Source organism: Phenylobacterium sp., assembly GCF_004297125.1.
Lineage (GTDB): Bacteria > Pseudomonadota > Alphaproteobacteria > Caulobacterales > Caulobacteraceae > Phenylobacterium.
In genome coordinates, this window is record NZ_SCVD01000021.1 from 88,585 (window position 1) to 108,801 (window position 20,217).

24 protein-coding genes are annotated in these 20,217 nt (G+C 69.4%); 7 read left to right on the top strand and 17 right to left on the bottom strand.

The genetic code is table 11. The annotated features are described in order from the left end of the window. Positions 1–22: 22 nt before the first annotated feature. Positions 23–508 carry a protein-export chaperone SecB gene (gene secB, locus EPO51_RS13500; protein ID WP_293351309.1) on the bottom strand — a complete coding sequence of 162 codons (486 nt, stop codon included), beginning with the start codon at positions 506–508 and terminating at the stop codon, positions 23–25. Between the two features lie 178 nt (positions 509–686). On the opposite strand from secB, the gene timA reads away from it, so the two are divergent. From timA to EPO51_RS13515, 3 genes are read left to right on the top strand one after another with little or no spacing between them, the layout of a single operon-like run. Beyond that, positions 687–1,304 carry a TIM44-related membrane protein TimA gene (gene timA / locus EPO51_RS13505; RefSeq protein WP_293351311.1) on the top strand — a complete coding sequence of 206 codons (618 nt, stop codon included), beginning with the start codon at positions 687–689 and terminating at the stop codon, positions 1,302–1,304. A 5-nt stretch (positions 1,305–1,309) separates the two neighbouring features. Then, entirely contained in the window at positions 1,310–2,431 is a 1,122-nt protein-coding gene (locus EPO51_RS13510) for an MltA domain-containing protein (protein ID WP_293351313.1), read from the top strand. Then, complete coding sequence (locus EPO51_RS13515; RefSeq protein WP_293351315.1) at positions 2,428–2,931, top strand: Smr/MutS family protein; 504 nt, start codon at positions 2,428–2,430, stop codon at positions 2,929–2,931. The genes EPO51_RS13510 and EPO51_RS13515 overlap by 4 nt, the downstream gene beginning before the upstream one ends. On the opposite strand, the gene EPO51_RS13520 is transcribed toward EPO51_RS13515, so the two are convergent. The 11 genes from EPO51_RS13520 to EPO51_RS13570 all read right to left on the bottom strand — a co-directional run bounded on the left by EPO51_RS13520 (position 2,928) and on the right by EPO51_RS13570 (position 12,714). Next, positions 2,928–4,850, bottom strand: coding sequence for a pyrroloquinoline quinone-dependent dehydrogenase (locus tag EPO51_RS13520; RefSeq protein WP_293351317.1), 1,923 nt, complete (start codon positions 4,848–4,850; stop codon positions 2,928–2,930). The genes EPO51_RS13515 and EPO51_RS13520 overlap by 4 nt on opposite strands. Positions 4,851–4,925: 75 nt before the next feature. Continuing rightward, entirely contained in the window at positions 4,926–5,249 is a 324-nt protein-coding gene (locus tag EPO51_RS13525) for a phosphoribosyl-ATP diphosphatase (RefSeq protein ID WP_293351319.1), read from the bottom strand. Beyond that, a complete protein-coding gene (gene hisF, locus EPO51_RS13530; RefSeq protein WP_293351321.1) occupies positions 5,246–6,019 on the bottom strand; it encodes an imidazole glycerol phosphate synthase subunit HisF in 774 nt (257 codons plus the stop codon). The genes EPO51_RS13525 and hisF overlap by 4 nt, the downstream gene beginning before the upstream one ends. Beyond that, entirely contained in the window at positions 6,016–6,738 is a 723-nt protein-coding gene (hisA, locus tag EPO51_RS13535; protein WP_293351323.1) for a 1-(5-phosphoribosyl)-5-[(5-phosphoribosylamino)methylideneamino]imidazole-4-carboxamide isomerase, read from the bottom strand. Before hisA ends, hisF begins: the two co-directional genes overlap by 4 nt. Then, complete coding sequence (gene hisH / locus EPO51_RS13540) at positions 6,735–7,370, bottom strand: imidazole glycerol phosphate synthase subunit HisH (RefSeq protein WP_293351325.1); 636 nt, start codon at positions 7,368–7,370, stop codon at positions 6,735–6,737. Before hisH ends, hisA begins: the two co-directional genes overlap by 4 nt. Positions 7,371–7,382: 12 nt before the next feature. Next, a complete protein-coding gene (hisB, locus tag EPO51_RS13545; RefSeq protein ID WP_293351327.1) occupies positions 7,383–7,973 on the bottom strand; it encodes an imidazoleglycerol-phosphate dehydratase HisB in 591 nt (196 codons plus the stop codon). Between the two features lie 2 nt (positions 7,974–7,975). Continuing rightward, complete coding sequence (locus EPO51_RS13550) at positions 7,976–8,965, bottom strand: adenosine kinase (RefSeq protein WP_293351329.1); 990 nt, start codon at positions 8,963–8,965, stop codon at positions 7,976–7,978. A gap of 88 nt (positions 8,966–9,053) precedes the next feature. Then, positions 9,054–10,898: an ATP-binding protein gene (locus EPO51_RS13555; RefSeq protein WP_293351331.1), complete on the bottom strand. Its 1,845-nt coding sequence runs from the start codon at positions 10,896–10,898 to the stop codon at positions 9,054–9,056. Positions 10,899–11,042: 144 nt separating this feature from the next. Then, on the bottom strand, positions 11,043–11,648 hold the full coding sequence (locus EPO51_RS13560; protein WP_293351333.1) for a DUF1190 domain-containing protein: 606 nt from the start codon (positions 11,646–11,648) through the stop codon (positions 11,043–11,045). 5 nt (positions 11,649–11,653) lie between these two features. Next, a complete protein-coding gene (locus EPO51_RS13565; RefSeq protein ID WP_293351335.1) occupies positions 11,654–12,073 on the bottom strand; it encodes a DUF350 domain-containing protein in 420 nt (139 codons plus the stop codon). Then, positions 12,070–12,714 (bottom strand): DUF2491 family protein, encoded by a 645-nt coding sequence (locus tag EPO51_RS13570; RefSeq protein WP_363200668.1) that lies wholly within the window; start codon positions 12,712–12,714, stop codon positions 12,070–12,072. Before EPO51_RS13570 ends, EPO51_RS13565 begins: the two co-directional genes overlap by 4 nt. 294 nt (positions 12,715–13,008) lie before the next feature. Here EPO51_RS13570 and EPO51_RS13575 point away from each other — a divergent pair, with 294 nt between their 5' ends. From EPO51_RS13575 to EPO51_RS13585, 3 genes are read left to right on the top strand one after another with little or no spacing between them, the layout of a single operon-like run. Beyond that, entirely contained in the window at positions 13,009–13,455 is a 447-nt protein-coding gene (locus tag EPO51_RS13575; protein ID WP_293351337.1) for a YjfI family protein, read from the top strand. A 10-nt stretch (positions 13,456–13,465) separates the two neighbouring features. Further along, on the top strand, positions 13,466–14,233 hold the full coding sequence (locus EPO51_RS13580; RefSeq protein WP_293351339.1) for a PspA/IM30 family protein: 768 nt from the start codon (positions 13,466–13,468) through the stop codon (positions 14,231–14,233). Between the two features lie 7 nt (positions 14,234–14,240). Then, positions 14,241–15,401, top strand: a complete 1,161-nt coding sequence (locus tag EPO51_RS13585; protein ID WP_293351341.1) for a glutathionylspermidine synthase family protein — start codon at positions 14,241–14,243, stop codon at positions 15,399–15,401. 114 nt (positions 15,402–15,515) lie between these two features. Here EPO51_RS13585 and EPO51_RS13590 read toward each other — a convergent pair whose 3' ends face one another. The 4 genes from EPO51_RS13590 to EPO51_RS13605 all read right to left on the bottom strand — a co-directional run bounded on the left by EPO51_RS13590 (position 15,516) and on the right by EPO51_RS13605 (position 18,315). After that, positions 15,516–15,647 (bottom strand): hypothetical protein, encoded by a 132-nt coding sequence (locus tag EPO51_RS13590; RefSeq protein WP_293351343.1) that lies wholly within the window; start codon positions 15,645–15,647, stop codon positions 15,516–15,518. A gap of 97 nt (positions 15,648–15,744) precedes the next feature. Next, on the bottom strand, positions 15,745–16,656 hold the full coding sequence (gene gcvA, locus EPO51_RS13595) for a transcriptional regulator GcvA (RefSeq protein WP_293351345.1): 912 nt from the start codon (positions 16,654–16,656) through the stop codon (positions 15,745–15,747). Continuing rightward, positions 16,653–17,327, bottom strand: a complete 675-nt coding sequence (gene nth, locus EPO51_RS13600) for an endonuclease III (RefSeq protein WP_293351347.1) — start codon at positions 17,325–17,327, stop codon at positions 16,653–16,655. The genes gcvA and nth overlap by 4 nt, the downstream gene beginning before the upstream one ends. 217 nt (positions 17,328–17,544) lie before the next feature. Next, the gene (locus EPO51_RS13605; protein WP_293351349.1) at positions 17,545–18,315 is read right to left on the bottom strand and encodes an SDR family NAD(P)-dependent oxidoreductase; all 771 of its coding nucleotides are present in this window, start codon (positions 18,313–18,315) and stop codon (positions 17,545–17,547) included. 114 nt (positions 18,316–18,429) lie between these two features. Between EPO51_RS13605 and EPO51_RS13610 the strand changes: the two genes are divergently transcribed. Beyond that, complete coding sequence (locus tag EPO51_RS13610) at positions 18,430–18,906, top strand: DUF2244 domain-containing protein (RefSeq protein ID WP_293351351.1); 477 nt, start codon at positions 18,430–18,432, stop codon at positions 18,904–18,906. On the opposite strand, the gene hslU is transcribed toward EPO51_RS13610, so the two are convergent. Then, positions 18,903–20,201, bottom strand: coding sequence for an ATP-dependent protease ATPase subunit HslU (gene hslU, locus EPO51_RS13615; RefSeq protein WP_293351353.1), 1,299 nt, complete (start codon positions 20,199–20,201; stop codon positions 18,903–18,905). The two genes, EPO51_RS13610 and hslU, sit on opposite strands and share 4 nt — an antisense overlap. Between the last annotated feature and the right edge of the window lie 16 nt (positions 20,202–20,217).

Here is a 20,217-nt window from a genome sequence, read left to right on the forward strand (position 1 = left end):
CCCTTTCATGGAGAGGGAAAAATCAGGCGTGGCCGACCTGGGGTTCGCCCTGGGCCTTGCGGGCGGCGTAGACGCCGGCGAAGTCGATGGGGTCGAGCAGGAAGGGCGGGAAGCCGCCTTCCGAGGTCACTTCGGCGATGATCCGCCGGGCGAAGGGGAACAGGTAGCGCGGGCACTCGATGAGCAACACCGGCTCCATCTCCTCGGCCGGCACGCCGCCGATCTGGAAGACGCCGCCGTACAGCAGCTCGACGTGGAACAGCGGGCCGTCGGGACGAGCGGCGCGGGCCGAGAGCTTCAGGTCCACCTCGAACAGGCCGTCCTCGCGGCCCCGGGCGTTCATCTCGACGTTGAGGTCGATCTGCGGCTGGTCAGGGCTGGGACGCAGGGCGTCCGGCGCGCGCGGGTTCTCCATGGAGAGGTCGCGGATGAACTGGGCCAGGATGCGGATCCCGGGCTCGCCGCCCTGGGCCTGAGGCGCACCTGCGCCGAGGTCGATTTCGCTCATGATCTGACGGAATTCTCTATACGCGGAAACGCGAGGATCGCGCTTGTTCGGGCCCGAGCGGCTATCATGGCGCCCAGGGCGATGCAACGCCGCCCCTGACGCCAGCGTTCCTGCGGACTATATTGAGATATTCAGCGTATAAGGTCCCAGAAGCCTCCCCACTCCCGAAAGCGCCTCGTTGCAAGTCCTGGAACTCATCATCTTCGCCGGCCTCGCGGTCATCGTGCTGTACCAGCTCTATTCGGTGCTGGGCCGCCGCGTGGGCCGCCAGCCCGAGGATCGGCCGGCGGTGGAAGCCGCGGCCGCCTCCGTGCGCCCGCCGGAGCGCCCGGCCGACCTGATCGACGACGGCGTTGAGCTGACCGGCCTGGCGGCGATCAAGTCCAAGGACCCGTCCTTCGACATGAACCGCTTCCTGGCGGGGGCGAAGGGCGCCTACGAGATGATCGTGAAGGCGTTCGCCCAGGGCGACAAGGCGACCCTGGGCAACCTCCTGGCGCCCAGCGTGCTGGCCAGCTTCGAGGCCGCCATCGACCAGAAGGCGGCCGAGGGCCGGACCGAGACGGTGGAGTTCTTCCACGCGCCCCGCGCCGACCTGGAGAAGGCCGACGTCACCCAGGGCGACTTGGCGCACCTCACCGTGCGCTTCCTGGCCGAGTTCCGAAGCCGCACCAAGGGCCCGGAGGGCGAGGGCGTCGAGGATCGGCGCACCGCCGAGCTGTGGACCTTCGAGCGCCGGCTCAAGAGCCGCGATCCCAACTGGACCCTGGTCCACGTCGACGCCGCCGAGGCCTAGGTTCGGTGCGTTGGGGGTTCGTCGCGGCGGCCTTTGCCGCCCTGAGCGTCGCTGCCTGCGCCACGCCGTCCGAGCACGGCCCGCCGCCGCCCGGCTATCCGCGGCCGGTCCAGCCCGTTCCCCGGCCCCAGCCGCCCGAACCGCCGCGCCGGTTGGAGCTGTCGCAGCTTCCGGGCTGGGCGATGGAGGACCACGACGCCGCCTTCGCGGCCTGGCGCGAGACCTGCCACGCCGCGCGCGATCCGGCGGCGGCGGAACTTTGCCGCCGAGCGCGGGCGGTGCGCGAGGTCGGCCCCGGCGTCGGGCGCGCCTTCCTCGAAGCCTTCTTCGAGGCCGAACGGATCGGGGCCGAGGGCGTGCTCACCGCCTATTTTGCGCCGGTCTACGAGGCGCGGCGCCAACCCGACGCCGAGTTCAGCGCGCCGGTCCGGCCGAAGCCGGCCGATCTCTTCGTGACGACGACCGGCGAGGTGATGCAGGGGCCGGGCGCTGCAGACGGTCCTCGCCCATACCCCGACCGCGCGACCATCGAGACCTCACCCGTCGACAGGCCGCTGGCCTGGATGCGGCCGGAGGAGCTGTTCTTCCTGCAGGTGCAGGGCTCGGGCGTGCTGACCTTCGAGGACGGCCGGCGGATGAAGGCGATCTACGCCGCCCACAACGGCCGCCCCTTCGCCGGGATCGCCAATCCCATGCGAGACCGCGGAATGCTGGCCCGGGACAACACGGGGGGTGATGCCATCCGCGGCTGGCTTGCCACACATCGCGGGCCCGAGGCCGATGAGATCATGCGGCTGAACCCGCGCTACGCCTTCTTCCGCCTGGCCCCCGACGACGGCAAGCCGCCCGTGGGCGCGGCCAACGTCCCCCTGCCCGCCGGCCGCGCGGTGGCGATCGATCCGGCGTTCCATGCCTACGGCGAGCTGCTCTGGGTGGACGCCGAGGCGCCGCTGCTGGCGGGCGCCTTCCCAGCCTACCGGCGGCTGGCGACCGCACTGGACACCGGCGGGGCGATCAAGGGCGAGGTGCGGGCCGACCTCTACCTGGGCGAAGGCGCCGCCGCGGGCGCCGAAGCGGGCCGGGTGCGCCACACCCTGCGGCTCTACCGGCTGGTCCCGCGCCCATGAAACGGCCCCTGAAGCCGGAGGAGCAGCGGATCTGGTCGATGGTGGCGGCCACCGTCCATCCGCTGACCGGCCGAAGCGAGCCCCGGAAGGCCATGCCGCAGACCCTGGACGCCGCCGCGCGCGTCGAACCCAAGCGGCCCGCCGAGCGGGCCAAGACCCTGCGCTACGGTGTCGAGGGCATCGAACCGCGCCGCAAGCACCGCATCGCCAAGGAACGCGAGGAGATCGGCGCCCGCATCGACCTGCACGGCATGACCCAGGACCGCGCCCGCGCGGCGCTGGAGGCCTTCGTGGCCCGCGCCTGGGACGACGGCTGGCGCGCGGTCCTGGTGATTACCGGCAAGGGCGTGCAGGGCGACGGGGTGCTGCGCAAGGCCGTCCCCGGCTGGCTGGGCGCGCCGCACCTCTCCCACATCGTGGCGGGGATTTCGGAGGCGGCCCGCCACCACGGCGGCGAAGGCGCGCTCTATGTTGCGCTGAAGCGGAAGCCGCGTCCCTAATCGGGCAACGCGAAGGCCACGACCTGGTCGCCGCGCCTGGTGTCGGCCTTGGCGTGGCCGCCGGCGGCGATGACGACGTACTGGCGGCCCTTCCAGACGTAGGTCATGGGGGTGGCCTGGCCGCCGGCGGGCAGGCGTCCCTTCCAGAGCTCCTTGCCGCTCATGGCGTCGAAGGCCCGCAGGTAGTTGTCCATAGCCGCGCCGATGAACACCAGGCCGCCGCCGGTGACGATCGGGCCGCCGAAGTTCGGCGTGCCGACGCCCTTGGTGAAGAACTGGGAGCCGGGCGCGAGGTCGCGGGTGGTGCCGAGCGGCGTCCGCCACAGGATCTTGCCGGTCGTCATGTCCACTGCCGACAGCAGGCCCCACGGCGGCGGGTTGCACGGCAGGCCCAGCGGCGAGCGCAGGACCTCGCGGCGCATGCCGAAGGCCGCCCCGGCCTGGGGGCTGATTTCGGCGTGCGGGTGAGCCTTCTCTTCGGCCTCCACGCGGGCGGCGGGGATCAGGGTGACTTTGTGCAGGGCCGAGGAGGTGTTGACGAACGCGATCCCGCGGCGGGCGTCATAGGCGATGCCGCCCCAGTTCGAGCCGCCGCCGGTGAAGGGATAGAGGATGGTCCCCTTCGTCGAAGGGGGCGTGTAGATGCCCTCGTTGCGCGCGCCCGCGATCAGCTTGCGGCAGGCGTCGCGGTCCCAGGGCGTCAGGCCATAGGCCTCGTCGGGCCGGATGCGGTTCGGGGCCAGCGGCGCGGGCGCGATCGGGAAGGGCTGGGTCGGCGACAGGACCTCGCCCACCTCGCCGCCCTGGGGCACGGGGCGCTCCTCCACCGGGATGATCGGCCGGCCGCTCTCGCGATCCAGGGTGAAGACCAGGCCCTGCTTGGTGGTCTGGATCACCGCCGGTCGCGCCACGCCACCGTAGCCTACGACGCCCAGGGTCGGCTGGGCCGGGACGTCATAGTCCCAGACGTCGTGATGGGTGGTCTGGAACGCCCAGGCGAGCTGGCCGGTGGCGGCGTGCAGCGCCACCACGGAATTGGCATGGCCGGCGTCGCCCGGCCGCGCTGCGCCGTAGAAGTCCGGGCTGGGGCTGGAGGTGGGCAGGAAGACCAGGCCGCGCGCCTCGTCCACGGACATCGGCGCCCAGACGTTGGCGGCGCCGGCCTTGATTGTGGGATCGGCGCCGGACAGCGGATCGTAGCTCCAGCGCAGGGCGCCGGTGACCGCGTCGAAGGTATGCACCGCGCCGGAGGTTTCGTGGACGCGCTGGTTGTCGTCGATCGAGGAGCCCACGATCACGACGCCTGCGACCACGACCGGCGCCGAGGTGATCTGCGCCCCGGCGGGTCGGGCCAACCGGGCGCCCGGCATGGCGTCGACCACGCCTCCGTGGCCGAAGCCGGCGCAGGCCTTTCCGGTGGCCGCGTCCAGCGCGAAGAGGCGCCGGTCGTTGGTGGCCATGAACACCCGCTCGGCGCAGGGCGCGGCCGGCGGGGTGGCGGGATCGCGCCAGTAGGTCACGCCCCGGCAGTTGAAGCTGTTGGGATAGCGCCGCGTGGCGTCGATCTTGGGATCGAAGCGCCACAGCGCCCGGCCCGTCGCCGGGTCGTGCGCGCTGGCCACGTTGAAGGGGGTGCAGAGATAGAGCCGCCCGCCGGCCAGGATCGGCGTCGCCTCAAAGGCCGCGTGCTCGAGCGCCTCGGCGTGGGTGGAGAGGTCGCCGGTGACATAGCGCCAGGCGACCTTCAGCCCGCGGACGTTCTTGGGCGTGATCTGGGCCGCGGGGGAAAAGCGCTGGCCGCCGGCGTCGCCGCCGTAGTGGGCCCAATCCACGTCGGGGACCGGCGGCGGCGTGGGGGCGCGGCTGCAGGCGGCGAGCGAGACGAGGGCGGCGGAGAGGAGGAGCTGGGCGCGGGTCATGGCCCAGCCTGCCGCCCGAAAACGTCCCGCCGAAAGCCCGCTTGGGACGAGCGGCGGAGCCCGTGGGCCGACCGGTCAGGCCTTGCGCGAAGCCTTCTCGGCCAGGCCGGACGTTCCCTCGCGCGCCTCCAGCCGTTCCGCGACCTCTTCGAGGCTTACGCCGGCGGCGGCGATGACCACCAGCCAATGGTAGAGCAGGTCGGCGCTCTCGGCGGTGACGGCTTCGCGGTCGCCCTGGGCGGCGGCGATCACGACCTCGACGGCCTCCTCGCCCAGCTTCTTGGCGGCGCGGTCCAGGTCGCCCAGCAGCTGAGCGGTGTAGGACGTGCTGGTGTCCCCGCCCCTCCGGCTCTCGATGGTGGCGGCGAGGCGGTCGATCACCTTGGCGAAGCGGGTCATGCGGGTGCTAGCTCCGTAAGGCGGACGGGAATGCCCGCCGCGGCCATGGCGGCCTTGGCCTCGCCGATCGAGATCTCGCCGAAGTGGAAGATCGAGGCGGCGAGCACGGCGTCGGCGCCGGCCCCGACGGCCTCGACCAGATGGCGCGTATTGCCGGCCCCGCCCGAGGCGATCACCGGGACCGACACGGCCGAGCTGACCGCGCGGATCAGCTCCAGATCGTAGCCGATCTTGGCGCCGTCGCGGTCCATGGAGGTCAGGAGGATTTCGCCCGCGCCCTTGGCGACCACCTCGGCGGCGTAGGCCACCGCATCGAGGCCGGTGGGATTGCGGCCGCCGTGGGTGAAGACCTCCCAATGCTCGCCGACCTTCTTGGCGTCGACGGAGACGACCACGGCCTGGCTGCCGAAGGCGTCGGCGCAGCGGCTGACCACGTCGCGGTCGTTCACGGCGGCGGTCATGATCGAGATCTTGTCGGCCCCGGCCAGCAGCAGGCGACGGGCGTCCTCGACGGTGCGGATGCCGCCGCCCACGCTGAGCGGCATGAAGCAGACGTCGGCCGTGCGGGCCACCACGTCCAGGATCGTGCCGCGGTTCTCGTGGGAGGCGGTGATGTCCAGGAACATCAGCTCGTCGGCGCCGGCGGCGTCATAGGCCTGGGCCTGTTCGACGGGGTCGCCGGCGTCCACCAGGTTGACGAACTGCACGCCCTTCACGACGCGCCCGTCCTTCACGTCCAGGCAGGGGATCACCCGGACCTTGAGGCTCACGCGGCGATCTCCAGGGCCTGGGCCGGGTCGATGGCGCCGTTGTAGAGCGCCCGGCCCAGCACGGCGCCGGCCACCGGCACGCCCTTGCGGGCCTTGAGCTTGACGATGTCGTCCACCGTCGCCAGGCCGCCGGCGGCGATGACCGGAATCGAGACCGCGTCGGCCATGGCGCCGAACGCCTCGACGTTGAAACCCATGACGGTGCCGTCCCGGTCGATGTCGGTCACGATCAGGGCGGCGACCCCGGCGTCCTCGAACCGCTTGGCCACGGTGATGGCGTCCAATTCGCTGTCGGCGGTCCAGCCCTCGACGGCGACCTTGCCCTTGCGGACGTCGACGCTGACGGCGATCTGTTCGGGATAGAGCTTGGCCGCGGCCAGCACGATCTTGGGCTCTTTCACCGCCACGGTGCCCAGGATGACGCGGCTGACCCCCGCCTCGATCCAGCGTTCGATGTCGGCCAGGGTGCGGATGCCGCCGCCCAGCTGCACGGGCACGGAGACCGACGACAGGATGGCCTCGACGCCCGGCGCGTTCACGGCCTTGCCCTGCACGGCCCCGTTCAGGTCGACCACATGGATCCAGTGGAAGCCGGCGGCGACGAAGGTCTTCGCCTGGGCGGCGGGCTCGGTGTTGAACACGGTCGCCGTGGAGAGGTCGCCGTGCAGGACGCGCACGCACTGGCCGTCCTTCAGGTCGATGGCGGGATAGAGGATCAAGGGCGCCACTCCAGGAAGTCGGCCAGAAGCTTCAGGCCGGCGGCTTGCGATTTCTCGGGGTGGAACTGCACCCCAGCGAAGTTGTCATGCGCCACTGCCGCGGGGAACCGCCCGCCGTGGTCCACATAGGCCGCCACGTCCGCCGCGTCAGCCGGGAACATGGCGAAGGAATGGGTGAAATAGACCGGCTCGCCGGCCTTGGGTCCGGCCAGCATCGGCAGGTCGGAGACGTCTTCCAGGGTGTTCCAACCCATGTGCGGCACTTTCAGGGCCGGGTCGGCGGGCTCGATCCTGCGGACGTCGGCCTCGATCCAGCCCAGGCCGGGCGTCTCGCCGAACTCCAGGCCGCGCGAGGCCATGAGCTGCATGCCGACGCAGATCCCGAGGAACGGCGCGCCGCGCCGGATCACTGCGTTGGTCATGGCCTCGATCACGCCCGGCCGCTCGCTGAGCGCGGCCATGCAGGCGGCAAACGCTCCGACCCCCGGCAGGACGATGCGGTCGGCCCTGGCCACCGTCTCGGGGTCGTTGGTCACGACGATGTTCGCCGTCCCGGCCGCGGCGCGGACGAGGGCCTTTTCGGCCGAGCGAAGGTTGCCCGACCCGTAGTCGATCAGGGCGACGCTCTTCATCAGGATGGTTTCCTAGAGCACGCCCTTGGTGGAGGGGGCATGGCCGTGGGTCTTGGGGTCCAGCTCCACCGCCTGGCGCACGGCGCGGGCCAGGGCCTTGAAGCCGCTCTCGGCGATGTGGTGCGAATTGGCGCCGTAGAGGGTTTCCAGGTGCACGCAGGCGCCGCCGTTCATGGCGAAGGCGTGGTGGAATTCCTTGAACAGCTCGGTGTCCATGTCGCCGACCTTCGGCGTCTTGAAGTCGACCTTCCAGATCAGGTAGGGCCGGTTGGAGAAGTCGATGGCGCAGCGGCTCAGGGTCTCGTCCATCGGGATGTAGGCGTGGCCGAAGCGGCGGATGCCCTTGAACCCGTCCAGCGCCTCCTTGATCGCCTGGCCCAGCACGATGCCGGTGTCTTCCACCGTGTGGTGCATGTCGATGTGCAGGTCGCCCTTGGTCTCGACGTCGATGTCGATGCCGCCGTGACGGGCGAACGAGTCCAGCATGTGGTCGAAGAAGCCGATGCCGGTGGAGACCTTGGACACGCCGGTCCCGTCCAGGTCCACGGCCACGCGGATCTGGGTCTCCTTGGTGTTGCGGACGACCTCGGCCTTGCGGCTCATCGCTAGAGTCCCTTGGAGGCGGCGAGGTTCTTGAGGGAAACCTGCGGCCGCGGCCCGTAGTGCGAGATCACCTCGGCCGCCGCCACGGAGGCCAGCCGGCCGCAGTCGTGCAGCGACCGCCCCTGGGAGAGGCCGAAGAGGAACCCGGCCGCGTATTGGTCGCCCGCGCCGGTGGTGTCCACGACTTTTTCCACGGGCTCGGCGGCGATGTGCAGGGTCTCGCCCTTCGAAAGCACGACGGAGCCCTTCTCGCTGCGGGTGACCGCGGCGAGGTCGCAATGGCGCAGGAGCTGTTCGCAGGCCTCGTCGAAATCGGACGTCTCGTAGAGGGCCAGCAGCTCGGCCTCGTTGGCGAACAGCAGGTCCACCTGGGCCTCGATGAAACCCCTGAGGCCGCCCCGATGACGCTCGACCACGAAGCTGTCGGACAGGGTGAGCGCGATCTTGCGGCCCGAGCCGTGCGCCAGGCCCGCGGCCTTGGCGAAGGCGCGGCGCGCGGCCTCCGCGTCGAACAGGTAGCCCTCGAGGTAGACGATCTTGGCCGCCTCGACCGTCTCGACGTCCACGTCACTGTCGGTGAACTCCACCGAGGCGCCCAGGAAGGTGCACATGGTGCGTTGCGCGTCCGGGGTGACGTTGATCATCGAGACCGCCGTGGCCGGTCCGCCGACCAGCGGTTCGTTCTCGAACCGGGCCCCGATGGCGCGCATGTCGTGGGCGAAGACGCCGCCCAGCTGGTCGTCGGCGACCTTGCCCATGAAGGCGCCCTTGCCGCCGAAGCTGGCGAGGCCGGCGATGGTGTTGGCCGCCGAGCCGCCCGAGGCCTCCACCGCCTGGTTCATCCTGGAATAGAGCGCGGCCGACTGGACGGGATCGACCAGCATCATCGCGCCCTTGGTCAGGTTGTTCTCCGCCAGCCAGGCGTCGGTGCACGGCGCGATCACGTCGACGATGGCGTTGCCGATCGCGGCGACGTCGTAAAGGTCGGGCATTGCGAGTGGAGTTCCCTGAGCGCGTAGGGGCCGCGACTTACAGGGAAAGGGGGCCGGAGGCTAGGCGCCGTGCGCCGTGCCCGCGTGCCTACGCCGCCTTCAGCGGCGCCAGCCGGTCTTGGAGCGCCCCGAGCAATTCGCCGACCTGGATCGGCTTGCCGACCACGCCGTCCATGCCGGCGGCCAGGTAGGCTTCGGTCTCGTGGCTCATCATGCTGGCGGTGACCGCAATGATTGGGGTCCGGGCCCGGCCGCGCTGGCGTTCCAGCGCACGGATCTGGCGGGTCGCGTCCAGGCCGTCGGTCACCGGCATATGCACGTCCATGAGGATGGCGTCCCAAGGGTTATCGTTCCAGGCCATCACCGCCTCGGCGCCGTCCGCGGCGCAGCCGGAGGCGATGTCGAACTGTTGCAGGAGGGACTGCAGGACGAGGCGATTGTTGGCGTTGTCGTCCACCACCAGGATCCGTAGGTGTCCGCGGTCGGCCGCGGCGGCCTGCGGCTCTGCCGTTCGGGCGGCAGGCTCGGCGGCAGGCATCGGAAGGCGAAGGTCGAATCGGGATCCGGCCCCGACGGCCGAGGTCAGGGCGATCTCGCCTCCGAGCAGCTTGGACAGATCACGACAGATGGATAGCCCCAGGCCGGAGCCGCCGGCCAGGCGCGTCATGGAGCCGTCGACCTGCACGAAGGGTTCGAACACCGCGCCGCACATCTCCGCGGGAATGCCGGCGCCCGTGTCCCAGATGCTGCAGCGGACGTCGTCCCCGGCGAAGGAGATGTCCATGCCGACCTCGCCGTGCGCGGTGAACTTGATCGCGTTCGCGACCAGGTTCGAGACGATCTGCCGGAGCTTGAGCGCGTCGCCCATCCGAGTGGTGGGCGCCCCCGTCTCGAGCGTCATCCTGAAGCCCAGACCCTTCTCCCGGGCGAGGGGTGCGTAGATGCGCTCGATCCCGGATGAGAAGTCGCGCAGGTCGAACGGCTCGATGTGCGCTTCCATCCGGCCGGCTTCGATCTTCGAGATGTCGAGGACGTCGTTGATGATCGCCAGGAGCGATCCGGCCGACGACTGGATCATCCGCAGCCGCTCGTGTTGCGCCCGCGAGAGGGGATAGTGGTCCATCACCTGCGCCATCCCCACGACGCCGTTCAGCGGCGTTCGGATCTCATGGCTGATCGTCGCGAGGAACTCCGACTTGGCGCGGCTGGCGGCCTGCGCCCTGGTCGCCATTTCGCTGAGCTCTTGCGTTCTGATCTTGACGCGGGCTTCGAGCTCGCAATTTGCGGCCTCGACCTCTGCGGTGCGTGCCCGAAGGGCGTCCGCGAGCTCGGCGTTCTGGAGGCCAAGGGTGATCGTCTGGAGAAGCAACCGGTGGTTCGAGCTGTGCGCGACCAACATCACCACCCAGAACATGAGGCCGAGCAGGCCCAGGATGGAATCCGCGTCGCCGCCCAGCAGCAGGCTGATGCTCGCCGGGACCAGCACCAGCGAAATGTAGGCCCGCCCGGTCCACAGCAGCGGCGACAGCACGCCGACCGCACCGCCCGCGAGCGCCGAAAGCACCACGATAATCGTGAATCTCTGGTCGAGGCCTTCTACCGGCAGGCGGCTCCAGGCGAGGGCGGTCCACAGGCCGGCCGTCAGGATCAGGAAAAAGATCGGCGCGAACTGGCGCCGGCGCAGGTGTTCGAAGCCCAGGGCCGGATTCTGGACGCCTCTACGCAGCCGAAGGCCGACCACGATACGAATGGAAACGATCAGCAGGCCGAAGATGAACCACGCCGCATACCAGTCGGCGTCGTTGCGCCCGCCCGCGACCGCGACACCTGCCGCCGCCAAGACCTGAGTCGCCAGATTGGTCAGGCCGTGGCGTTCAGCCGCGTGGATGACCGCGGTGTGGATGGGTTCGGGATAGGCGGCGCCGATGCGCATCGGATGTTGACTCGTCCTTGAGGCGCCGACGGAGTTCTCCGCATACGCAAATCTCGCAGAACGAAGCTATCTGGACAGGGATAACCTTCTCTTAAATCTGGGAATTCCGGGCCGGCCGAGTCACTCAATATGGGGCGGCGGCCGTCAGCCACCCCAGCTCTTCCCGCCCGAGTAGCTCCGGCTGGCCATCCGGCCGCCGAAACCGCCGCGGCTGATGACCGAGGAGCGGGTGATGGCCTTCTCGGGGCCGCGGGCGATGTCCGGCGCGTCGAAACCGCGCTGGCCGATCTTGGTGCGGCCCGAGGAATAGTCGGTCCAGACCCGGCCGCCGTTCGGCGTGTAGAAACCGCCGTCGCGCCAGTCGCGGTAGAGGCCGCGTCCGCCCCAGCCGCCGTCCATCATCCGGCCGACCACGAAGCCCGCCACCAGGGGACCCCAGAACGAGCCCGTGCCGCCGACGCTGGAGCGCGGCACGCACTGGCCGGGGCCGTAGACGTCCTCGCAGGTCTTGGAGTCGGCGTAGCGGGCCTCGGCGTTCTCGTCGTCCTTGGCGTTCTTCTGGGCCGTGTCGCAGGCCTCGTCCGGCACCTCGTTCTTGTCCTTGCACTCCTGCAACGACTGGTAGGCGTAGGCGTCGGTGGTCTTGCCCTGGTCGGCGATGGTGGGGGTCGGTGTGTCGCCGCACGCGGTCAGCGAGACGCCGCCCGCCGCCATCAGGGTGGTGAGGACCAGTTTCCGGGAGCGCTTCATGGCGGTTACGCCGTCATGCAGGCGGCGTTCAGGATGCCGACCGCGATGGAGATCATCATCATATAGAGCGCCGGCGCCATCTCGCCCCGTTCGATCCGGGCCGAAAGGTCCTTCAGAGCAATGTGGCGCACGGCCCAGAAGGTGACGATCTGGATCACGCCGGCCAGAAGGGCCCAGGCCACGAACTCCGGCAGGGAATGCGTCTGCGTGAGCGCCGAGGCGAGCGGGATCACGTAGCCAAGCAGGGCGCCACCCAGGGTGACGGCCGCCGCCGAGTTGCCGGCGCGGATCAGGGCGCCCTCGTCGTGCGGCGTGATCCAGCGGTAGATCGCCTTGAAGATCAAGGTGAAGCCGCCGGCCGCGAGGAACGCGAGGGCGAAGTTCAGCGCGCCCTGGCTGAACGCGTAGGGGTCGAACCCGATCATGCTTCGAACTCTCCAATGTTCAGTGGAATGCCGACCATGACCTCGTGGGTCAGGTCGCCGCCCTCAGGCTCCATCTCGATGGCGAGTAGGAGTTCGCGCCCCTCGCCCGGCAGGTCGCGGGCGAACAGCATGCTGGTCTGGTAGATGCGCCGCACATGGCGGCCCTCGCGGTCGTCGAACACCTCTTCCCAGAAGCTGACCGGGTCCTGCCGCTCGTCGGCGTCGCCGAACCAGAAGCGGCGGTACTCGGGCAGGTCTTGGTCGCTGAAGGTGCGGGCGCGCAGGCGGTCGGCCCACTCTCGCTTGGCCCGCGCATCCGGCGGGTAGGCCGAAGACCAGGGTACAAAGATCGTGAAGTCGTCGGCCTCAAGCCCGCCAGCGTCGGGGCTGACCATCTGCAGCATCAGGTCGTCCTCGGTGTAGAACCGGTGGACGAAGCCGTCGGCGCCGAGGTCGATCAGGCCTTGGGCCACGATGTTCAGCACGTCGACCTTGAGCTTGACCCGCGTGTCGCCGCCGTAGCGGCGCCAGGCCAGCGGATCCAGCCGGACGCTGCGGCCGATGGTGACATTTCGCACCACCGGGACGGCCGGGGCCTTCGCCTCGTCCTTGCGTCCGCCGAACAGTCCGCGAAAGATCACGCCATCAGCCCTTGTCGAGGTTTAATCATAGTCCCATGTTGTGGCTTGTCAAACATACGCGTATACATACCTGGTATGCGGACTCCTAAAGACAGGACGACGGGCCTGAGCCCCGCGGAACGGACCCGGCTGTGGCGCGAGGAGCGCCAGCGGCTCGGGCTCGTGAAGCTGGAGCTGTGGGTTCCGCCGGGCGCCAAGTCCGATATCCAGGCCGCCGCAAGAGCCATTATCACAGCTTCGAGCCGCGGACCGGCGCTGTTGAGAAACCCAGACCCTCCGCAGGGATCATTCCAAATGGACCACGTCATCGACACCGACTGGTCGGTGAAGAGTCTTTCGCAGGCGCTCACCGAGACCCGCCTGCTGCGCGACGGCGAGCTGACCGCCCGCGTGCTGGAAGGCTCCGAGCCCGTACTGCAGATCACCATGCATGAGTTCGGCGACCTGCCGATCTTCCTGTCGGTCGGAGCCGAACAAATCGTCGTGTCCGCCCTGATGTGGCCGGTCGACGAACAGAAGGACCAGGCGGCGTTCAACGTCTTCCTGCTGAAGGCCCAGAAGCTGGTGCCACTGTCGAATTTCGGCATCACCACCGTGGGCGGCCGGGACTACTATGAGGTATTCGGCGAGCTGTCGTGCAAGACCACGCTGCAGACGGTCATCATCGAGTTGCGCATGCTGGCCGAGAACGCCATCCGCGCGGCGGACGAACTGCGCGAAAACTTCTCCGCCGCGGCTTGAGGATTGTTGAATGTCGATTTTCACGAAGCTCATCACCCTCTTCCGCGGCACGGCGCACGAGGCCGGCGCGGCGGTGGTCGACGCCAACGCGCTCAGGATCCTGGATCAGGAAATCCGCGACGCCGACAACGCGCTTGGCCGCGCCCGCGACGACCTGGCCACCCTGGTCGCCAAGCGCCGTATGCTCGAGAAGGAGCTGCAGGGCCTGCAGGACCAGTCCGGCCGCTATGAGAGTTCGGCCCGCGCCGCGCTTGCCAAGGGCGACGAGTCCCTGGCGCTGGAAGTGGCGACCCGGATCTCCGAACTGGAGAGCGAGGTCGGCCTGAAGACGCCGCAACTGGCCGATATGCGCGCCGCCGAGGAGCGCATGCACCAGACCATCGCCGCGACCCAGCAGCGGGTCGAGAACCTGCGCCGCGAGATCGACGTGGTGAAGGTCAACGACAGCGTCCAGCGCGCGCAGGCCGCCGTGGCCAGCCAGGGCGCCGGCGCCTCCGCCCGCCTAGGTTCCGCCGCCGACAGCCTCAAGCGCATCAAGGAGCGCCAGGCCATCGCCGACGAGAAGTTCAAGGCCGCCGGCGAGCTGGAAGACCGTCGCACCGGCGCCGACCTGGACGCGAAGCTGAAGGCGGCCGGCATCCTGCCGGGCCATTCGTCGGCCAACGACGTCCTGGCCCGCCTGAAGGCGCCCAAGGAAGAGCCGATGGTCCAGCTGGAGGCGCCGCGCCTGCAGATCGAGGCCCAGTCGGTCCCCGTGAAGCGCGGCGAGGAGAGCTGAGGCTCCCGTGAAACGCATCAGGACGACCGAACGCCCCGGCTGGGATGAGAAGGCCGAGGCGCTCGGCTTCACCTGGCGCCATCTCGACGGCGCCCGGTACTGGGACGAGCGGGCCTACTACGCCTTCAGCCTCGACGAGGTGGAGGAGGAGATCGAGGAGCCGGCGCGCGAGCTGCATGCCCTGTGCCTGGGCCTCGTCGACGAGGTGGTGAGGAGCGAGGAGCTGATGGCGAAACTCGCCATCCCCGAGGCCTCCCGCGACGACGTGGCCGAGAGCTGGGCCCGCAAGGATCCCTCGCTCTACGGCCGCTTCGACTTCGCCTACGACGGCGCCGGTCCGGCCAAGCTGTTCGAGTACAACGCCGACACGCCGACCAGCATCTATGAGACTGGCGTCTATCAGTGGATCTGGCTGGAGGACATGATCGAGGCCGGCGCCCTGCCCGCCTCGGCCGACCAGTTCAACAGCCTGCACGAGAAGCTGGAGCAGCGGTTCAGGGCGATCTTCCCGAATGGCGGCTTCGTCCACTTCGCCAGCGATCCCGACACCGTCGAGGACCGGCAGACGGTCAAGTACCTGGAGGACATCGCCGCCCAGGCCGGGATCGAGCCCAAGTTCGTGCCCATCGAGAAGATCGGCCTCGACGCGGACGGCCGGTTCGTCGACCAGGACAACTACCTGATCAACGCGCTCTTCAAGCTGTATCCCTGGGAGGAGATGTTCCGCGAGGACTACGCGCCCAAGATCAAGGGTTCGAAGACCCAGTTCCTGGAACCGGCCTGGAAGGCGATCCTGTCGAACAAGGGCATGCTGCCGCTGCTGTGGGCGCGCCACGCGGGCCACCCGAACCTGCTGCCGGCCTTCTTCGAGGACGATCCCCGATCAGCGGAGCTGGCCAAGTCGTATGTGCGGAAACCGCTGTTCAGCCGCGAGGGCGCCAACATCGAGCTGGTCGACGACGGCCGGCGCGCGAAGGTTCTGGACGAGGGCTATGGCGAAGAGGGCCATATTCGCCAGGCGCTGCATCCGCTCACGCCGTTCGATGGGAACTACCCGGTCGTGGGGGCCTGGATCGTGGGCGACGAACCCGCAGGCATCGGCATCCGCGAGGACCGCAGCCGTGTCACGAAGAACCTGAGCCGGTACGTGCCGCATGTGATCCTCTAGCGGGTCCGAAAAGGCAGAAGACACGGAGGCGCACGGGCTGCGCGGCCGTCCGTGTCTTCTGGAGTTCCAGGCCCTGCGCGTTGCGGAGCGCAGGCCTGGCGACGGGGTCGCGCTCTACAGGAACGTAAAGACGGCCAGGGTCGCGGGGATGACGAAGACCACCGCGACGACCAGTCCGATGACGGCGTCGTGCAGATAGCTCTGGCGGGCTTCGAAATGGTGCTGATCGATGCACTCGGTGGTCATGGGGAACTCCCGGGGAGAGGAGGTTTCGGACGGCCCCTTTAAACGCCGATCAAGGGTCTCTCACAAAGGAGAAGTCGGCTGTTCAGTTGATCTCAGATCACTCGAAGCGCTGCAGTCCGTCGACGTCCGCCTGGGCGAGCATCCAGTTGCGGAACTTGCGGATGTCGGGCCGGTCGGCCTTTTCCGGCAGGGTCAGGATCCACTGGCTGTAGGTGCTCTGAAGCTCGATGTCGAAGGGCTTCACCAGCCGGCCGGTGGCCAGTTCGTCCAGCACCAGGGCGCGCTCGCCCAGCGCCACGCCACGGCCGGCGATGGCGGCCTCGATGGCAAGGTAGACGTTCGAGAACTGTTGGCCCCGGCGCCAGTCCACCTCCGGCGCGCCGGCCAGCGCCAGCCAGTCGCCCCAGTGCGGCTCGCCCTGGGCCAGGTAGACGTCGGACAGCAGGTGGACGTGGGCCAGGTCGTGCGGGGTGTCGAGCCGGGCGTGCTCCAGCAGGCGGGGGCTGCAGACCGGGAACATGAACAGCGAGACCAGCTTGCGGGCGTGGAAGCCGGGGTAGGGGCCGCGCCCGAAGCGGATCGCCACGTCGTAGCGCTCCCGCACCAGGTCGACGCTGGTGTCGGAGGCCGCGACCAGCACCTGGATGTCCGGGTGGCGCTCGTTGAACAGATGGAGCCTGGGCACCAGCCAGCGGGCGGCGAACGAGTGCATCGCGGTGACCGCCAGCACCCCGGGGCGCTCGTCGCGGACTTCGGCGACGGCCTCCTCCATGAGGCTGAGACCCTGGCGCACCCCTGTAGCCAGGCGGCGGCCGGTCTCGGTGAGGCGTACCGCCCGGTTGAAGCGCTCGAACAGGCGCACGGCCAGTTCGGTCTCCAGCGCCTTGATCTGGCGGCTGACGGCGCCGGGGGTGATGGCCAGCTCCTCCGCCGCCTGCAGGAAGCTCTCGTGCCTCGCCGCCGCTTCGAAGACCCGGAGCGCGGTCAGCGGGAGGCGAGGGGCGCTCATGCGGCCAGGAACAGATGCCGCGACGGACAGAGGTCGGCGACCGGGCACTCCTCGCACTTGGGCCGCCGCGCGACGCAGATGTAGCGGCCGTGCAGGATGAGCCAGTGGTGGGCGCGGGTCAGGTAGGGCTCCGGCACGATCGCCATCAGGTCGGCCTCGACCTTGTCGGGCGTCTTGCCGGTGGAGAGGCCGAGGCGGTGCGAGACCCGGAACACGTGGGTGTCGACGGCGATGGCGGGTTCAATCCGCAGCTCGTTGAGCACCACCGAGGCGGTCTTGCGGCCGACGCCGGGCAGGGCCTGGAGCGCCTCGCGGTCGAGGGGCACCTCGCCGCCGTGCTGCTCGATCAGGATTTCCGCCATCCGAATCACGTTCTTGGCCTTCATGTTGTAGAGGCCGATGGACGAGATGAACGGCTTCAGGCCGGCCTCGCCGAGGGCCAGCATCTTCTGCGGCGTGTCGGCGACGGCGAACAGCCTGGTGGTGGCCTTGTTGACCGAGACGTCGGTGGCCTGGGCCGACAGCGCCACGGCGACCACCAGCTCATAGGGGCTCGCGTAGTTCAGCTCGGTCCGCGGGTCGCTCTCCTGGCTCTCGAACCGCTCGAACAATTCGGCGATCCGCGCCTGCTCGGCGGGTTTCAGCTTCTTCCGGGGCGGGGTTTTGGCCATGGGGGGAAGATGTCCTGACGCGACAGGTGATGTCATCCGCTCCTCTCCCCGGAGGCGCAGCCCGAGGGGAGAGGGTAGGGTGAGGGGCGACGCCGGCCTTTCGGCGGGCAGGATGGTTCAGCCATGATCCTCGCTGAACCGGGAGCGGCGGGCGCGATGCAGAGCCGCCCCTCACCCTACCCTCTCCCCCCTCACTTCGTGTGGGGGAGAGGAGGCGCTACCCCCGATCCACCGCGAACGGGCCCCAGGCCTGCTGCACCGGCATGAGCTCCAGGGTGTTGACGTTGATGTGGGCCGGGAGCTTCAGGACGCTCTCGCAGACCAGGGCCACGTCGTCGGCGCTCATGGCGTGGACGCCGGCGTAGACCTTGTCGGCGGCGGTCTGGTCGCCCTTGAAGCGGACCACGGAGAACTCGGTGTCGGCCATGCCGGGCTCGATGGAGGTGACCCGCACCTTCGTGCCGATCAGGTCGGCGCGAAGATTCAGCGAGAACTGGCGCACGAACGCCTTGGTGGCCCCGTACACGTTGCCGCCGGGGTACGGGTAGCTGGCCGCCACGGAGGAGAGGTTCATCACGTCCCCGCGGTTGCGCGCCACCATGCCGGGCAGGACCGCGCGGGTCATGCGGACCAGGCCGGTGACGTTGGTGGCGATCATGGTCTCCCAGTCGGCCAGCGAGGCCTCGTGGGCCTTGCCCAGGCCCAGGGCGAGGCCGGCGTTGTTGTAGAGGATATCGATGGCCTCGAACCCGGCGGGCAGGCTGGGCAGCAAGGCGGCGATGGACGTCTCGGAGGTCACGTCCAGCTCGCGGATGAGCAGGCGGTCGGTCTTGAGCTCACCGGCCATCGTCTCCAGCCGGTCGGTCCGGCGGCCGGTGGCGATCACCCTTGCGCCGGCGGCCAGCAGCCGCCTGGCCATCGCCTCGCCGAATCCGGATGTGGCGCCCGTCACCAGGGCGATGCGGCCTTGGGCCCAGGTCTCGCTCATCGTTCCACCTTCGTCACGGAGTTGCGTCCGGGATTAGGTCGTTGCGGCGGGGCCTTCAAGTCGGGCGTCGCAGCCAGTTCCGCGCGCGTGGACTTCCCGCTATCGTCGACGCCGATGACCTGGCCGCTCTACATGGACGCGGAGATCAAGCCGAACCGCTCGCTGTCCGAGCGGGGATTCGTGATCCTCATCTCCATCATCACCCTGGCCAACGTCGCCTCGGCCGCGGTCTTCGTGCGGATGGGCGCGCATTTCGTGCTGCCCTTCCTGGGCCTCGACCTGCTCGCGGTGGTGGTGGCCTTCATGGCTAGCTTCAAGGCCGGCCGGGTGATCGAACGCGTGCAGGTGAGCCCGGCCGAGGTGCGGATCACCTATGAGACGTCGAAGGCCACGCGGGTGGTCTGGGAGAGCCCCACGGCCTTCACCCGCGTCACCACCGAGCGAGACGACGAGGACCGGGTGATGGCGCTGCGCCTGGCGCTCTCGGGCCGCGAGACCGCCGTGGCGGCCGCGCTCAGCCCCGGCGAGCGCGGCGAGTTCGCCAAGGCGTTGGAAGAGGCCATCCGCCAGGCGCGGCGGCACAGAGCTTAGAGAATGAACTTGCTCAGGTCGGCATTCCCGGCCAGTTCGCCGATCCGGTCGGTGACGTAGGCGGCGTCGATCTCGATGGACTCGCCGCTGCGGTCGCCGGCGGTGAAGCTGATCTCCTCCATTACCTTCTCCAGCACGGTCTGCAGCCGTCGCGCGCCGATGTTCTCGACCGAGCCGTTCACCGCCACCGCCGCGTCGGCCAGGGCGTCATAGGCGCCCTCGGTGAAGGTGAGGGTCACGCCCTCGGTCGCCAGCAGGGCTTGGTGCTGGCGGACCAGGTTGGCCTCGGGCTCGACCAGGATGCGGCGCATGTCCTCGCGGCTCAGGGCCTTCAGCTCCACCCGGATCGGCAGGCGGCCCTGCAGCTCGGGCAGCAGGTCGGACGGCTTGGCCACATGGAAGGCGCCCGACGCGATGAACAGGATGTGGTCGGTCTTCACCGGGCCGTACTTGGTCGAGACCGTGGTGCCCTCGATCAGGGGCAGCAGGTCGCGCTGGACGCCCTCGCGGCTGACGTCGGCGCCGGAGCGCTCGCGGCTGGAGGCCACCTTGTCGATCTCGTCCAGGAAGACGATGCCCTGGTTCTCGGCCAGCTCCAGCGCCTCGGTCGTCAGGGCCTCCTGATCGACCAGCTTGTCGCTTTCCTCCGCGATCAGCGGGGCCCAGGCGCCGACCACGGTGGTCTTGTGGGTCTTCGTTCGGCCGCCGAACGCCTTGCCGAACATCTCGCCGATGTTGAGCATGCCCATATTGGGCTGGCCGGGGATCTCCATCATCGGCATGGACGGCCCGCTCTCGGCGAGCTGCAGCTCGACCTCCTTGTCGTCCAGCTCGCCGGCCCGCAGCTTCTTGCGGAAACTCTCGCGGGCGGCGGTGGAGCCGGGGCCGGTGAGGGCGTCCAGGATCCGCTCCTCGGCGGCGGCCTCGGCTCGGGCGCGCACGCCAGCCCGGCGCTTCTCGCGCACCATGGCGATGGCGCTCTCCACCAGGTCGCGGACGATCTGGTCCACGTCGCGGCCGACGTAGCCGACCTCGGTGAACTTGGTGGCCTCGACCTTGAGGAACGGGGCCTGGGCCAGCTTGGCGAGGCGGCGCGCGATCTCGGTCTTGCCCACGCCGGTGGGGCCGATCATCAGGATGTTCTTCGGCGTGACTTCGTCGCGCAGGTCGTCCGGTATGCGCCGGCGGCGCCAGCGGTTGCGCAGGGCGACGGCCACGGCCTTTTTCGCCTCGTGCTGGCCAACGATGTAGCGGTCGAGCTCGGAGACGATCTCGCGGGGGGAAAATTCTGTCATGTCGGCGCTTAGATAG

Bases quoted from the DNA above. Each gene is read 5' to 3' on its own strand.
- EPO51_RS13515 (WP_293351315.1), top strand. From the start codon at position 2,428: ATGAAACGGCCCCTGAAGCCGGAGGAGCAGCGGATCTGGTCGATGGTG.
- EPO51_RS13610 (WP_293351351.1), top strand. From the start codon at position 18,430: ATGACCTGGCCGCTCTACATGGACGCGGAGATCAAGCCGAACCGCTCG.
- EPO51_RS13520 (WP_293351317.1), bottom strand. From the start codon at position 4,850: ATGACCCGCGCCCAGCTCCTCCTCTCCGCCGCCCTCGTCTCGCTCGCC.
- EPO51_RS13580 (WP_293351339.1), top strand. From the start codon at position 13,466: ATGTCGATTTTCACGAAGCTCATCACCCTCTTCCGCGGCACGGCGCAC.
- secB (WP_293351309.1), bottom strand. From the start codon at position 508: ATGAGCGAAATCGACCTCGGCGCAGGTGCGCCTCAGGCCCAGGGCGGC.
- EPO51_RS13550 (WP_293351329.1), bottom strand. From the start codon at position 8,965: ATGCCCGACCTTTACGACGTCGCCGCGATCGGCAACGCCATCGTCGAC.
- hisB (WP_293351327.1), bottom strand. From the start codon at position 7,973: ATGAGCCGCAAGGCCGAGGTCGTCCGCAACACCAAGGAGACCCAGATC.
- nth (WP_293351347.1), bottom strand. From the start codon at position 17,327: ATGGCCAAAACCCCGCCCCGGAAGAAGCTGAAACCCGCCGAGCAGGCG.
- EPO51_RS13605 (WP_293351349.1), bottom strand. From the start codon at position 18,315: ATGAGCGAGACCTGGGCCCAAGGCCGCATCGCCCTGGTGACGGGCGCC.
- hisH (WP_293351325.1), bottom strand. From the start codon at position 7,370: ATGAAGAGCGTCGCCCTGATCGACTACGGGTCGGGCAACCTTCGCTCG.
- EPO51_RS13575 (WP_293351337.1), top strand. From the start codon at position 13,009: ATGGACCACGTCATCGACACCGACTGGTCGGTGAAGAGTCTTTCGCAG.
- EPO51_RS13525 (WP_293351319.1), bottom strand. From the start codon at position 5,249: ATGACCCGCTTCGCCAAGGTGATCGACCGCCTCGCCGCCACCATCGAG.
- EPO51_RS13565 (WP_293351335.1), bottom strand. From the start codon at position 12,073: ATGATCGGGTTCGACCCCTACGCGTTCAGCCAGGGCGCGCTGAACTTC.
- EPO51_RS13555 (WP_293351331.1), bottom strand. From the start codon at position 10,898: ATGCGCATCGGCGCCGCCTATCCCGAACCCATCCACACCGCGGTCATC.
- hslU (WP_293351353.1), bottom strand. From the start codon at position 20,201: ATGACAGAATTTTCCCCCCGCGAGATCGTCTCCGAGCTCGACCGCTAC.
- gcvA (WP_293351345.1), bottom strand. From the start codon at position 16,656: ATGAGCGCCCCTCGCCTCCCGCTGACCGCGCTCCGGGTCTTCGAAGCG.
- EPO51_RS13560 (WP_293351333.1), bottom strand. From the start codon at position 11,648: ATGAAGCGCTCCCGGAAACTGGTCCTCACCACCCTGATGGCGGCGGGC.
- EPO51_RS13590 (WP_293351343.1), bottom strand. From the start codon at position 15,647: ATGACCACCGAGTGCATCGATCAGCACCATTTCGAAGCCCGCCAGAGC.